The 12,556-nt window shown below is 58.5% G+C and carries 14 protein-coding genes; 9 read left to right on the top strand and 5 right to left on the bottom strand.

Annotation, left to right across the window (positions count from 1 at the left end):
• The first annotated feature begins 187 nt into the window (after positions 1–187).
• The 6 genes from F0P97_RS16855 (at position 188) to F0P97_RS16880 (ending at position 3,393) form a co-directional block, all read left to right on the top strand.
• A complete protein-coding gene (locus F0P97_RS16855) occupies positions 188–1,048 on the top strand; it encodes a hypothetical protein (RefSeq protein WP_182283210.1) in 861 nt (286 codons plus the stop codon).
• Positions 1,049–1,564: 516 nt separating this feature from the next.
• On the top strand, positions 1,565–1,762 hold the full coding sequence (locus F0P97_RS16860; RefSeq protein WP_034368207.1) for a hypothetical protein: 198 nt from the start codon (positions 1,565–1,567) through the stop codon (positions 1,760–1,762).
• Between the two features lie 68 nt (positions 1,763–1,830).
• The gene (locus F0P97_RS16865) at positions 1,831–2,178 is read left to right on the top strand and encodes a PRC-barrel domain-containing protein (RefSeq protein WP_182283211.1); all 348 of its coding nucleotides are present in this window, start codon (positions 1,831–1,833) and stop codon (positions 2,176–2,178) included.
• 522 nt (positions 2,179–2,700) lie between these two features.
• Positions 2,701–2,949 (top strand): hypothetical protein, encoded by a 249-nt coding sequence (locus F0P97_RS16870; protein ID WP_182287332.1) that lies wholly within the window; start codon positions 2,701–2,703, stop codon positions 2,947–2,949.
• Between the two features lies 1 nt (position 2,950).
• The gene (locus F0P97_RS16875) at positions 2,951–3,130 is read left to right on the top strand and encodes a hypothetical protein (RefSeq protein WP_182287333.1); all 180 of its coding nucleotides are present in this window, start codon (positions 2,951–2,953) and stop codon (positions 3,128–3,130) included.
• A gap of 68 nt (positions 3,131–3,198) precedes the next feature.
• Positions 3,199–3,393: a hypothetical protein gene (locus F0P97_RS16880; RefSeq protein ID WP_003053971.1), complete on the top strand. Its 195-nt coding sequence runs from the start codon at positions 3,199–3,201 to the stop codon at positions 3,391–3,393.
• A gap of 331 nt (positions 3,394–3,724) precedes the next feature.
• Here the strand turns inward: F0P97_RS16880 and F0P97_RS16885 are convergent, their stop codons facing one another.
• Together F0P97_RS16885 and F0P97_RS16890 are read right to left on the bottom strand one after the other, a co-directional pair.
• On the bottom strand, positions 3,725–4,030 hold the full coding sequence (locus F0P97_RS16885; RefSeq protein ID WP_232537969.1) for a cupin domain-containing protein: 306 nt from the start codon (positions 4,028–4,030) through the stop codon (positions 3,725–3,727).
• Between the two features lie 508 nt (positions 4,031–4,538).
• A complete protein-coding gene (locus F0P97_RS16890; RefSeq protein WP_182283212.1) occupies positions 4,539–4,784 on the bottom strand; it encodes a DUF333 domain-containing protein in 246 nt (81 codons plus the stop codon).
• Between the two features lie 321 nt (positions 4,785–5,105).
• Between F0P97_RS16890 and F0P97_RS16895 the strand changes: the two genes are divergently transcribed.
• Both F0P97_RS16895 and F0P97_RS16900 read left to right on the top strand, forming a co-directional pair.
• A complete protein-coding gene (locus F0P97_RS16895) occupies positions 5,106–6,323 on the top strand; it encodes a GGDEF domain-containing protein (RefSeq protein ID WP_182283213.1) in 1,218 nt (405 codons plus the stop codon).
• A 150-nt stretch (positions 6,324–6,473) separates the two neighbouring features.
• Complete coding sequence (locus tag F0P97_RS16900) at positions 6,474–7,253, top strand: YoaK family protein (RefSeq protein ID WP_182283214.1); 780 nt, start codon at positions 6,474–6,476, stop codon at positions 7,251–7,253.
• Positions 7,254–7,267: 14 nt separating this feature from the next.
• Here the strand turns inward: F0P97_RS16900 and F0P97_RS16905 are convergent, their stop codons facing one another.
• Positions 7,268–8,434: a GGDEF domain-containing protein gene (locus F0P97_RS16905; RefSeq protein ID WP_182283215.1), complete on the bottom strand. Its 1,167-nt coding sequence runs from the start codon at positions 8,432–8,434 to the stop codon at positions 7,268–7,270.
• Positions 8,435–8,592: 158 nt separating this feature from the next.
• Positions 8,593–9,969 carry a sensor domain-containing diguanylate cyclase gene (locus tag F0P97_RS16910; RefSeq protein ID WP_182283216.1) on the bottom strand — a complete coding sequence of 459 codons (1,377 nt, stop codon included), beginning with the start codon at positions 9,967–9,969 and terminating at the stop codon, positions 8,593–8,595.
• Positions 9,970–10,699: 730 nt separating this feature from the next.
• Between F0P97_RS16910 and F0P97_RS16915 the strand changes: the two genes are divergently transcribed.
• Complete coding sequence (locus F0P97_RS16915; protein ID WP_182283217.1) at positions 10,700–11,719, top strand: D-2-hydroxyacid dehydrogenase family protein; 1,020 nt, start codon at positions 10,700–10,702, stop codon at positions 11,717–11,719.
• Between the two features lie 29 nt (positions 11,720–11,748).
• On the opposite strand, the gene F0P97_RS16920 is transcribed toward F0P97_RS16915, so the two are convergent.
• The gene (locus F0P97_RS16920) at positions 11,749–12,555 is read right to left on the bottom strand and encodes a hypothetical protein (protein ID WP_182283218.1); all 807 of its coding nucleotides are present in this window, start codon (positions 12,553–12,555) and stop codon (positions 11,749–11,751) included.
• Position 12,556: the final 1 nt, after the last annotated feature.

Below are 12,556 nucleotides of genomic sequence, written 5' to 3' on the forward strand. Positions count from 1 at the left end.
CGCATGGAGTCTCCTCAACGACATGAGGAGACTTAGCCTGAAAAAGCGCTCGCAACACCACCGCAGCGTAACTCCGGGGCGTGGGCACTCATTGCTGCAGTCCGCCTTTAGCCGCCCGCGCCGGGCGACAATGTCAAAGCCGCACCAACTGAGCAAAACAGGAAATCCGACAGGCCACGAGGCGTCAATGAATCGCACCGAATTTCTGCAACAGCCCGAAGTCATCGGCTTTACCGACTGGCTTGCAGCCACACTCCCCCAGCGACAGATTCAGTTGAACATTCGCTCTTCCAGCTACGTACCCAAGGGTTTGGCAGCCACCACCCGTTTTGCCGATCTGGTACCTCGCCACTACCGCTGGCGAGCGACCGGCCTGGCAACGGGCGACTGGGCCGAATCCTGCATCAAGACAAGCGCTCTTTCTGCCAAGCTGCGCGCTGCCGTGCAGGCCAACGATGCGGCAGCCACCCTGGCCGCCTGTAGCGATGTGCTGGACTGGGGCGGCGAACGCAACCCCAAAGAAGGCGCGCGGCCCTTTCTTGTGGGCCTTGGCACGAACATCTGCCACTACATTGCCCAGACCCATCAGGAGATGGCGCTTGGCTCGGCCAGCCTGTGCACCGGCTTTCCGACAGTGCAGCTCATGAACTCCATGCTCACCAAGGTGCACGCCTTTTATTCGGCCGAAGGCTTGCCCATCTATGACTCGCGGGTCAGTGCTGCAGCGGCTGCACTGGTGGAGTTTTGGCGCCGCAGCAGCGGCACGCGTCACCTGCCCGATACGCTGAGCTTCCCGCTGGCCGGCGGCAGCCAGAAGCCCCAGCATAAACTGGCTTGCCTCTTTGACCAGCCACCGTCGCCGGGCACCCTGCTCTACACCAGCCAGAGCACGCCCCAGCGCTGGGCTGGCGCCAAGGTACGGCTGGCCTGGGTAATGGCCGAAACCCTGCGCAAGACCCCTAGCCTGTTTTCAGGCCAGCCCGATCGCATGCGCGCCATGGAAGCTTCACTCTTCATGGTGGGTTACGACCTGAACTGCCTGGCCTGAACAGAAAAACCCCTGCCAAGCAGTAGCTGCGGGGGCTTTTTTCTCCGCACCCAGGAATCCGCGGTAAACAGGCCTCCGGCGCTTATCCATCAAGCGCCGGAAGCTATCAAAACGGCTAGTTCTGGGAAAAGCCAATGGGGCCTGTCGAATATGGACAAGGGCAAAACAGCAAGGCTGGCAGGAATCACGGCAGCGCCCTCCGCCAAAGCACAAGACCAGCCGGTGGACCCGATCCAGGGTACTGCGATTGACACGACTTGCATCAGGGCGGCAGAAACCGCAACCCTGAATGGGCCCGTAACCCACCGCATCCCGCTGCGTGTCCTGATGAATACTGTGAGGAATATCGAGAGTTCCGCCTCAAACGTAAACCAAATGCTACGTAATGGCCATGAACTCACAGAATTCAGCGTTGCGCCACCTTCTCCTACAGAAGGGTTTTCCATGACTCGGCGACCATGCACCCACAGCAAGCCAACCCGGTTTGCTGGTCACCAACCTGAAGGAGTGAAGGAAATGACGCAACAAGCGAACCAGCAGCACAGCCCCAGCCAGCAGGACAAGCAGCAACAGCAGCAGCAAAACCCCGGGCAACGCCAACCAGGCCAGAGCACCAGTCAGCCCGGCCAGCAGCAACAGCAAACCCCAGGACAGCAGAAGAACCCTGCTCAGCAACAGCAGCCAGGGCAGCAGCACAAAACTCCCCAGCAGTGAAAGGGAGCGCCTCAGCGCTGGCCCACCTAACCAGCGTTGTTATGTACCACGCAAAGAAAGGAGCAGGAATGCAATTAGCCTCACCTGTCATCTCATCCGATCGTGTCAACGGCACCAACGTCTACAACCCCAACGGCGACAAGCTGGGAGCTATCGACTCTCTGATGATCGACAAGCTCACCGGCAAGATTCGATATGCAGTGATGCAGTTTGGCGGTTTCCTGGGCATAGGCTCAGATCTCTACCCACTGCCGTGGGATAGCCTCAAATACGAACCCAGCCAAGGCGGGTACGTGGTCTCCGTTACCAAGGAGCGGCTTGAAGACGCCCCTCACTACAAGGGAGGCACATTGCCCGAATACACCGACGACTATGGCCGCCGTGTTTATGACCACTACGGTGTGCCCTTTGTCTAAACTCGGCACGCAGCCACACATGCGCTAGTGCCCATACTCAAGAAGAACCGCAGGCCGGTCAATGCCGGCCGCCAACCAGTCAAAGTTCAGCCCACCTCGCGGTCGGCTTTTTTTTCGCGGAGATTTTCAAATGTAGCCTCCTGGCCCCGCGGGCCTCAAGCGCGACCTCTCCCCGCAGGGTCAAGCGGGGCCATCCGGTGTGATTGTTCCTGGTACAAGGTATTGCCCAAAATCGAGGCTGGAAATACGCTTTGCCAATACCGTAGTGCACAAGCTGTGAGCTGCACTCTGAGCGGTCACACCAGATGGTGACGTTACCCATCGCTTTCTGCCGAGCCTGAGGTTCTCTATCCTCCCTCCGCTTCCCCAGGCACGCCGCAAGGCATCGGCCTTTACGCATAAGCCCACCCGCCAACGCCGGTGGGCTTTTTCTTTGCAGGCAGACACTCGGTGCGGCCACGCAACACATGGGGTCGACGTCTGTTGACGCGCTGTACAGGGCAAAATTAAACTACTGTACAAATGAACAGCACTGATGAAAATAACAGTAAAATTCAAAGCAACAGCTTGCTGCGCCAGAGCGCGAAGCGCATTCCCTCCATACCTTTGTTGATTTCGCCTGCTCTCAAGAGCGCTGGACTTTTTTATCCGCCCCCGCCCATCCAGCGGGCCTGCTTCTCGCCAAAAGGAGACTCCATGCTGTACAGCACCGTTCCTCAACCCGTTGATGAAGACCTCGTGCAGCGCCTGCGCGAGAAGGGAGGCCTGTGAAATGGCCACACATCCCCACCGCCCTGCTCGCGCTGCTCCTGACAGTCCTGCTTTTGATCGCCCCGGCCTTGGAGCAAAGCTACTGACCGCCGCGCAATGGGGCCTCGGCCTTCTGGGGATCATTGGCCTCATCGGCGTGGCCGTCGTCATTGCCACCACCCCGGAAGCCTGGCCGCTGTGAACGGTCAACCTCATCGATTTTGATAGCCACAGGCGTTTTCCTGACAAGCGCCAGACCGGAGAAATATCATGGAAAAGATCATCGAATCCCTGATCCTCGTCGCCGCCATCTTCATGGGCGTACTGTGGCTTGCCACCCCCAACGCCCAGGCTGACGAACCCACCACTCTCACCAAATCCGTGCGCGACGAGTTCGCTTGCCCGGGTATGCATGCCGAATGGCTGGACGCCCACACCGTCCAGTGCCTGCGTGAAAAGCCCTGATCGACTGCCCCGCTGCCCCCGCGAACAGCCCGTGCCCCATCGACACCGTACGGCAACAGCTACAGCACCGCGACAGCCAACACGGGCGACTGCTGCCTGCTATGGAAAGCAAAGCTGCTAGTTCAATCCAGACAATGCCATCAGTAGCAGCACACTTTCAAATGCAGATAGGGCAAGCGCAACGCGATCACCAATTCAGAAGTTCGGAAGCGCCCGCCAAGCAGACAAAAGCCCGCAAGGCTCAAGACCTAGCAGGCTTTTTGCCAAGTGGTTGGCATGTACTACCGCTACCTCAATCTGCTATGGCAGGCCGCAAGCACTTGAGCGAGCCTTACTCGGAAGGTTTTGCGTAGACCTCTGCACTCAGCACCTCAAGGCCGACAAAGGGTTCTGTCCCTTCGACCCAGGCATCGTGACCGGGTGGGATGGCGTAGGACTTCCCTGCGCTGAGCATTTTCTGAGAGCCGTCCTGCATTTGAACAGTGAGCTTTCCCGAGACGACGGGCCCCACATGCGAGAGTTGCCAGTATTCGGTCTTCACCACGGGCTTGATGCATTCGGACCAGCGCCATCCGGGCTCAAAGTTGAAGCGTCCAATCGTGTAGACTTGGAGCTTTGCTAGGTGTGCGAAGTTCATCGGGCTCGCTGTGTGACCTGACTTCTAGCTTCTCAACGCTGACTGGAGTGGCCATGACCTTCTCCTTCATAAGAGCTGCACCTTGAGCCCCCAAGGAATTCTTCAGGTATAGCTGGTGAGCCGAAGGACAGGTGAAAAAATTCATCACTACGTCATTCGCATGGCATTGCCAGAAGTACTTATCAGTTACCAATTGCTGCATGCGGCACGGCACTGCCCGCGCCGCCCAATCCACGGCTGGCAGCAAAAAGCATGCTTTGACATACAGGGGGCCTACGCGGCCCATCTAAAGCGCTACAAGTTCGCACAAGTTTCAACGCCCTACCCATTGCTAAAGCTGGCTGAACTGTCCAGACCCCGCCCACCCAGCCTGCGCCATATGGGCTTTTTTGTTTGCTGTTCGCGGAGGCACGATGGGACGCACCGACCCCTTGGCCTCAGCGAGGCACATGCCCGAGTCATCCGCCGCGCACCAAGAGCCTACTAGCACTTGAGCCCGCCGGCTCGGCTACTGTGCAGGGTGGTCGCGGCGGAACAGCTCCCACTCGTCGATTTCCGTGCCGTTGGGCAGCACGCAGATGCCGCGCTCTCCGGCAGCGGTCTTCTCGATGCGGGACTTGCCGTCCAGCTTGGCGCAGTACACCGATGCGGAGTTGGCCATGCCGATCACAGGCGCAGCGGACTGAGGCTGGGCGCAACCGCTGATGGCAAGTGCAGAAAGTACTGCGCTGGTGGTTCCAAGTGCTTTTTTCATGGACTCAATGTAGCAAATGCCGCCTTTTTTCATTGAGCTGCAAGAAATCCTGACTCACATCAATCCCTCGTTTCCTTCATACATATGGGCTAAGGGTTGGCACCGACGATGCTGGCGGCACTCTGTCAGCAAATGTCACTTTTAGTTATTTCACCTCCAAAAGAGGAAAAGTGAACTGTCGGAAATCGCAGGAAGTTGTTAATTTCTAATCCGGAAGATGAGCGGCTGACACATTACAGGCCGCCTTGGCATTTAGATTTGACTAGAGATATGGCCAGTCTGGCCTGTCTGTTGGTGATCACTAGCAGAAGGGCTGTGTGTATGCATACGAGCTACGACCACATCTTTGTGTTGATGCCATCTCTGTCCCTGCTCTTCCTGGCCGGCCTGCTGGGAGTGTGCTGGGCAATCCAGCCCAAGCAACGCTTTCTACTCTGGCTGTGCGCCTCTTTCCTGCTAACCGCAATGTCCATCAGCATTCGCAGCGTGCTGAAGTTTGAAGTCCTCAATCACTATGTGGTTCTCGTCAACGCACTGTTTCTGGCGGGAGCCTGGTGTTTTTCCAAGAGCTTTTCGGAGCGTCGAAGCGTACCCACATATCCGCTTGCAGCCCTTGTCTTGTGTGCCGCGACGCTGGCCTCGCTCTACTATTTCGCCAATGTGGTACAGAATCAGGCGGGTCGGCTGCACACATTCGGTATAGGCGTAGCTCTGATGCTCTTGCTGCCTGTGCCGGCAGTTCTCAAACGAGGCCTCACCAACGACTGGCTGGATAGGATTTTGCTGTGGTCCTATATATCTTATGCAGTCTTTACCATGCTGCGCCCGACGCTGATCGCAACTTTCGCGCATAACGGTCTCGGCGATGCCATGGATGCCAGCTCAACCTATTGGCTGACAACGTTGGTGAGTATTTTACTTTTTGCATTGCTCTTCACGGTTTTAGTCTGCGCAGTCACCATCAGGGACATAGTCCGTCAACTGCGCACTGAACGCGACCTGGATGCCCTGACCCAGATACTGAATCGCCGCGCATTCAGTGAAGCCGCACAGCATCGCCTGGCCGACCAGCGCCTGTATCCCATGGCGCTCCTGGCCAGCGATATTGATCATTTCAAACGCATCAACGACAACTGGGGGCATGACAAAGGTGACGAGGTCCTGCAGTTTGTCGCCAGAGCGATGCAGCACAATGTGCGCAGCAATGATCTGGTTGCACGCTTTGGCGGTGAAGAGTTTATGGTTCTACTGACAAAGATCGATTTGCAAGGCGCCGAGCAAGTCGCCAAGCGTATTGGCCTGGAGTTGAGAAATGACCAGGAGCTACTGCCGAAAGGGCCGGCCCTGACGCTGAGCTTTGGCATCACGTCAATCAGCAATGCCGACCAGCTTGAAGGTGCACTGAGGCAAGCCGACCAGTTGCTGTACAGCGCCAAAAATGCTGGCCGAGACCGCGTTCATGTGGAGGGCCGCACTTACCCAGACATCAGCTTTGAACACACCTTACCGGCAGACCACCCCATGGCATTGCTGATGTAAGCCGGTGAATTCGCTGACCAATGCCATCGCGCACTAGGCAGCTCACGTATCCAAGTTGGCCCACAATGATTCCTGCATGGTCGCTGGCAAACCAATTTGTCAGCATTGATGCACCCCGTCATGGGTGCACTTTTGTCAGTGGAATCCTTGATGCGCAGACTTCGCCATCTCACCAACCGGCATCGTACGCCGTCCACCAATATCGCACTGGGTCTGCTGCTGGCCTTTAACGCGGGCGCGGTCAACGCTGGCGGCTTTCTTGTGCTGCGGATGTATACCTCGCACATGACGGGCTTTGCCTCTCAACTGGCTGACGGCCTGGTGCTTGAGAACGCCAAGCTGCTGCTGAATGCGCTTGGTGCCATCATCGCCTTTACAACGGGCGCGGCCGTTTGCGCGTTGCTGGTGAACTGGGGGCGCAAACGCCATCTGTACAGCGTCTATGCCCTGCCGCTGATGCTGGAGGCCGTCATGCTGATTGCCTTCGGCCTGATGGGCACAGTCACCTTGACATGGAACACGCCCTTCGCAGTGCCGCTGACCGTGCTGCTGCTGTCCTTCATGATGGGTTTGCAGAATGCCGTGGGTTCCAAGACATCCGGCGGCAGCACTCGCACCACGCACATGACCGGCAATTTCACGGATCTTGGCATGGAGCTGGGCAAGATGTTCTTCTGGAGGCGCCACGCCCAGGCCGGCCTTCCATTGCCGTCCCAGATCAGACACGACTGGCGCCGCATGAAGGTTTCGGCAGGTCTGATCGTGATGTTCGTGCTGGGCGGCGTCACCGGCGCACTGGGCTTCAAGCACATAGGCTTTATCTGCGTGGTGCCGCTGGCGGCACTTTTGCTGGCGCTGTCCGTGCCGCCATTTCTGCGCGATGCCGCGCAGGCGGCCGAGCGACCGTCACTCTTCGGCAAGAAGAGCTGAGTGGATCCGGCATCTCACGCCGCTGCCGCAACGCCCTCTGCTCGATGCACGACGACCTGATCGCGCCCGAGCTCCTTGGCCTTGTAGAGTTGCTGGTCAGCCCGCATTACGGCTTCGCGCAGATCGCTGCCGAATGGACAGGCCACGATACCCATGCTCAAGGTCACGCGCTGACCATCGGGCAATGGCGCAATGATCTCGACCGCTCCGGCACGAATACGCTGTGCCACACGTTGTGCAGTCTCGATGTCTGTTTGGGTCAACAGCAGCACAAATTCTTCGCCTCCAAAGCGAGCTACTAGGTCGGCACCGCGGACACTTGCCTGCATGACTTCCGCGACGGCCTTGAGTACTCCGTCGCCATACTCGTGTCCCCAGCTGTCGTTGACCCGCTTGAAGTGATCCAGATCCGCCACCACGATGGAAAACGGTTGCGCTTTTCGATCCCGGGTCAGCGGGTCTGCAAACTCCCAGAAGCCGCGACGATTCAACACGCCAGTCAGCATGTCGTGATTGCGCTCGTCTCTGAGTGTTGCCATTGCATCCCTCATCGAAACGATGAGCATGAGGCCCGAGAACACCAGGCTGAACAATAGCGAGCCCAGCATGGTGACCAACCAGTATATGGAGCTGAGCATGTCCTGGAGCTCAGTGAATCCAAGAAACAGCACCATGATGGGCCTGAGCACCGTATAGATCGCAAAGGCCCCGTAGGACCGGTATAGCAGCTTATCCAGACCGTCACGTCTGACTTTTTTGAGCGCGATGGCAGGAAACGGAATGAAGTGAATGATGCCAAGCCCTGTGTTCAGCCACAGCACGCGCGCAGCAATGTTGTCCTGCACGATGCTGTACTCATAAAGAGCAGCAACCACAATGAACGATACCAGGGCCGAGATCTTGGGATATGAGGAGACGGAAAACTTTTGAGCGACGCCCCAGGTACAGAGCCAGGCACCAAGCAGATAAATGAGCCCGGTGTAAACAGCCCACCGAACCAGTTGTCCGTGAGGTGTCAAGCATTGCCAAGCCAAGGCAAGCCCCGTAAGTGTCAACCCACAAGCCGTCGAGAGCAGAAACACTGAGCGGCGCTGTGCAAGCCAGCAAAAAGCCATGAGTGCGCCCAGTGCCGTTATGCATACCGGCGCGACCAACAAGTAGAGTTGCAAATTGCTAGGCATGAGTCAGCCGATCAGTAAAGCTCATTCGCGCGGCTACACATTGGTGGCTATCCATGCTCTGAGGTTAGGAGGAGCAGCCCGTTTGATCAGTGGACTGTTGAATTCGGGGCGATGTTAGCAAGTGTCCAAAAGCCGAGAAATCAATTTCCCGACAAATATCAGTTACCGGCTCCGGTGCGCGGGACGGGCCAGGCGTCACGAGAGCCATCCCTGCTGCGCTCGAGTTCGTCGCCCCGGCCCGGATAGCGAGCCCTCCGGACCTGATTGCGGCCAGAACTCTTGGCTCGATACAAGGCCATGTCGGTGCGGCGCAGCAGTTGCGCAGAGGTTTCACCAGCCTGCCAGCCGCCCACGCCGAACGACATGGTGATGGTTCCTGCCGCCGCGTAGCTGTGCGATGCGATGCTGCGGCGCAGCCGCTCGGCCAGCTCCAGGGCCGCCTGCAGGCCGACGCCCGGTACGATGATCAGGAATTCCTCGCCACCCCAACGCGCAACATGCTCCGAGGACCGTACGGTGCTCCTGAGGACTTTTGCGATCTGCTGCAGAACCTGGTCGCCAGCCTCATGGCCGAACTGATCGTTGACCTGCTTGAACAGATCGACGTCGCACATGATTAGTGCATAGGGAACGCCTTGACGCTCAGCAATTCGCTGGCAATTTTCCAGTTCATAACTTCCGGCACTGCGGTTGGGCAAGCCGGTCAGATCATCCCGGTAGGCCCGTACCAGCAGTTCCTGTTCACGCTGAACCAGGTCGCTGATGTCTTTGGAAATGCTCACATAGTGCGTTATCCGGTGCCTGGCATCGCGCAGCGCCGAAATACTCTGGGCGGCATGGTAGAGCTCGCCATCCTTGCGCCGGTTGACAAAAGTCCGGCTGAAGTTTTCTCCGCGCGCCAAGGCATCGCGCAACTCGGCATAAAACTGTGCCGTATGTGAGCCGGAGTGCAGCATGGCCGGCGTGCGACCCATTACTTCGGCTGCGCAATAACCCGTCTGATGCTCAAAAGCATGATTGACAAACACGAGATAGCCATTGCGATCGGTAATGAATACCGGCGCATTGGCCGAGTTCAATGCCTGGATCATCAAATCCCGCTGCCTTTCGCCTTCCACCTGCCGCGTCACATCCTGCTGCACGGATACAAAATGCGTGATCTTCCCGTCTACATCCCGCACGGCAGAGATATTCCAGGACACGTGGTATGGCGTTCCATCCTTGCGGTAATTGACTGCACTGCCTTGAAAAAAACGTCCCTCGGCCAGGCATTGGCGCAATTGCTCAATCACCTGCGGATCCGTCTCGGGGCCTTGCAATATGCGCGGAGACCGGCCCAGCAGCTCCTCTGTGGAGTAACCGGTCATGCTGGTAAATGCCTTGTTGCAATAGCTGATGAACGGGCCACCGCCAGCCATTTCGGCATCGGTTATCACCACGGCATTAAATGCCTGGGCCACAGCCACCTCAAGCAGTTGCGATTGGGTATCCAGGCGAGAATCAGAAAGTGACGAAAGATAACTATTCTTCTCCATCGCCACATTTTCACCTTGATCGGGAACGCAGCGATATATTAATTTCTGACCGGCCCTGACACGCCCGCGCAGTCACCGATATCTGTGCCGGTATTGAGCAGGCGGCCGGCTGAGTTTTAGATGATTGGACATATATGCAATATATGGCCAGCGTTTTGCCTCCATGACCCGGTTTGCGACCGGGCTGCATTTGGCAGCGCACCGGAAATGGCTGCACGACCAGCCGACCGGACGCGCCTCCGGCTCAAGCAGAAGAGATTGCCAAGCCAGGTCACATCGGCCGGGCTCGAAAGGTCGGGCCTGGAACAGCCATGCCGCAGATGCCACGAGTGCCCGGCAGCCTGGCATTTGCGGATCGTGCTGCCTCGATGCGCTGACGCACCGGTTGTCTGCGTACCGGCGCGGGCGTACCGGCGCGGGCGTACCGGTAAACCCCAGTTTTGCCGGTCACAGCCACTGCAAGCCACAGACCGTCTCCGGCCTGGATCACAATGACATTGCAACCCTGAGCTTTTTGCTGCATCGCCATCAAGCGCCTGCAAATACCATGCGTCAGCCTGGCTTTCAAAACCGGTGCCCAACCTGAGCTAAGCTCTGGTATGTGTAGGGTGTGCACGCAGGGAATCTGGTGGCGTCGATTTGGCGTAAGTTTTCACGAGAGCAATCCTAAGCCTTTGATCGCATTGAATTTCATTCAATAAACTCAGCCACTTACTTAAGGATGCCAGTGGTGAACATCGTTATCCTGGACGATTACCAAGACGCGGTTCGCAAGCTCGATTGCGCCAAGCTGCTAGATGCCTTCAACGCCAAGGTCTACACCAACACCATCAAGGGTGTGGGACAGCTATCAGTCCGGCTGCGCGATGCGGATGTCATCGTCCTGATTCGCGAGCGCACCCAGATCTCGCGCCAGCTGCTCGATAAATTGCCCCGGCTCAAGCTGATTGCCCAGACGGGCAAGGCTGGCGCCCATATCGATGTGCAGGCCTGCAGCGAGCGTGGCGTGGCGATTGCGGAAGGCGTGGGCTCTCCCATTGCTCCGGCAGAGCTGACCTGGTCGCTGATCATGTCGGCCATGCGCCGCCTGCCGCAGTACATCTCCAATCTCAAACATGGTGCATGGCAACAGTCCGGTCTCAAGGCTGCCTCCATGCCGCCCAACTTCGGACTGGGCAGCGTGCTGCGCGGACGCATGCTGGGTATCTGGGGCTACGGCCGCATCGGGCAACTGGTGGCGGGTTATGGCAAGGCCTTCGGCATGCAGGTCTGTGTCTGGGGCAGCGAAGCCTCGCGCCGCAAGGCCGAGGCCGATGGTTACCTGAGCGCCCCGTCCAAGGAAGCTTTTTTTGAACAATGCGATGTGCTGTCGCTACATCTGCGCCTGCACGATGCGACGCGCGGTATTGTGACGGCGCAGGACCTGGCACGGATGAAGCCGACCGCCCTGTTCGTCAACACCTCGCGCGCCGAGTTGGTGGAGCCCGAAGCCCTGCTCTGCGCCCTGAACCGCGGCCGCCCCGGCCTGGCCGCCATCGATGTCTTCGAAAGCGAGCCGATACTGCAAGGCCATGCCCTGCTGAGGCTGGAGAACTGCATATGCACACCCCATATCGGCTATGTGGAACAGGACAGCTATGAGCTGTATTTCCGCGCGGCGTTCGAGAACGTGGTGAACTTTGCCAACGGCCAGCCCAGCAATATTCTGAACCCCGAGGTTTTCAACGGTCCGCTGCGCCTGAACCGCTAGGCCGGGATGCCGCGGCCAGCGGCTATCGGCTATTTCCGGGTCTGCTGAGCAAGCTCGGCCTCCACGGCCTCGTAGACCGATTGACGTACCACGGTCTCCACCTCTTCACGCAGGCGCAGCACCATGGATCGGGTCTGCGCTTCCACGACCTGCGCTATCGCTTCCCTGAGCTTCTGCTCCAGCACCAGATCCACCCGCTGCATGAGTCTGTGGACCAGATACTCTTCGGTCACCACGGCACCGTGCGCATCCGGTGTCTGCTGCAGGCCGGCTGCCCCAAAGACCGGGGCGGGTTCAACGACCTGCTCCACATCCTGTGCCTGGACGAGTGGCTCGGCAGCTTCCTCATCGAGTGCCTCAGACCCGGATTGAAGTCCTTCATCCCGGGGTTGGCCAGCGTCCGTAACGGATGGCTGCTCCGCCTGGTCTGCAAGCGGCAATGCCTCCACGAGTTCGGCAGCTACCAACTCAGTCTCAGGCTCCACCTGCCCGGCCGATATGGCTTCTACCACCTCCCCAGCCATGCTCTGCGCAAATGACTGCTGCGGCGGCAAGGAGTCCGGCAAAGGGGGCAACTGATGCGGAATACCTGCAGGCCGGCTGCGGCCGTAGAGACCATCCGCCAGCCATGAGGTGTGAAATGACGGCCTCGCCAGAGGGACAACGCTGTCTCCCAGCGTCCGCGGGCCTAGCACCTGCTGCGCAGCTACCTGAGACTGCTGCGGCGGCGCCGACTGAGCGCTGTCCGCAGTGTCTTCGAGCGCGGCAGCTTCGGGCTGAACCACCTCGGTCAGGGTAGGGACGAAGCGTGGCGGAACTTTGGATGAAGAGTTCATG

The sequence above is a fragment of the Comamonas testosteroni genome (genome assembly GCF_014076415.1).
Classification (GTDB): domain Bacteria; phylum Pseudomonadota; class Gammaproteobacteria; order Burkholderiales; family Burkholderiaceae_C; genus Comamonas; species Comamonas testosteroni_F.

Coding starts and splice junctions, on each gene's coding strand:
- F0P97_RS16855 (WP_182283210.1), top strand. CDS start 188: ATGAATCGCACCGAATTTCTGCAACAGCCCGAAGTCATCGGCTTTACC.
- F0P97_RS16860 (WP_034368207.1), top strand. CDS start 1,565: ATGACGCAACAAGCGAACCAGCAGCACAGCCCCAGCCAGCAGGACAAG.
- F0P97_RS16865 (WP_182283211.1), top strand. CDS start 1,831: ATGCAATTAGCCTCACCTGTCATCTCATCCGATCGTGTCAACGGCACC.
- F0P97_RS16870 (WP_182287332.1), top strand. CDS start 2,701: ATGAACAGCACTGATGAAAATAACAGTAAAATTCAAAGCAACAGCTTG.
- F0P97_RS16875 (WP_182287333.1), top strand. CDS start 2,951: ATGGCCACACATCCCCACCGCCCTGCTCGCGCTGCTCCTGACAGTCCT.
- F0P97_RS16880 (WP_003053971.1), top strand. CDS start 3,199: ATGGAAAAGATCATCGAATCCCTGATCCTCGTCGCCGCCATCTTCATG.
- F0P97_RS16885 (WP_232537969.1), bottom strand. CDS start 4,030: ATGAACTTCGCACACCTAGCAAAGCTCCAAGTCTACACGATTGGACGC.
- F0P97_RS16890 (WP_182283212.1), bottom strand. CDS start 4,784: ATGAAAAAAGCACTTGGAACCACCAGCGCAGTACTTTCTGCACTTGCC.
- F0P97_RS16895 (WP_182283213.1), top strand. CDS start 5,106: ATGCATACGAGCTACGACCACATCTTTGTGTTGATGCCATCTCTGTCC.
- F0P97_RS16900 (WP_182283214.1), top strand. CDS start 6,474: ATGCGCAGACTTCGCCATCTCACCAACCGGCATCGTACGCCGTCCACC.
- F0P97_RS16905 (WP_182283215.1), bottom strand. CDS start 8,434: ATGCCTAGCAATTTGCAACTCTACTTGTTGGTCGCGCCGGTATGCATA.
- F0P97_RS16910 (WP_182283216.1), bottom strand. CDS start 9,969: ATGGAGAAGAATAGTTATCTTTCGTCACTTTCTGATTCTCGCCTGGAT.
- F0P97_RS16920 (WP_182283218.1), bottom strand. CDS start 12,555: ATGAACTCTTCATCCAAAGTTCCGCCACGCTTCGTCCCTACCCTGACC.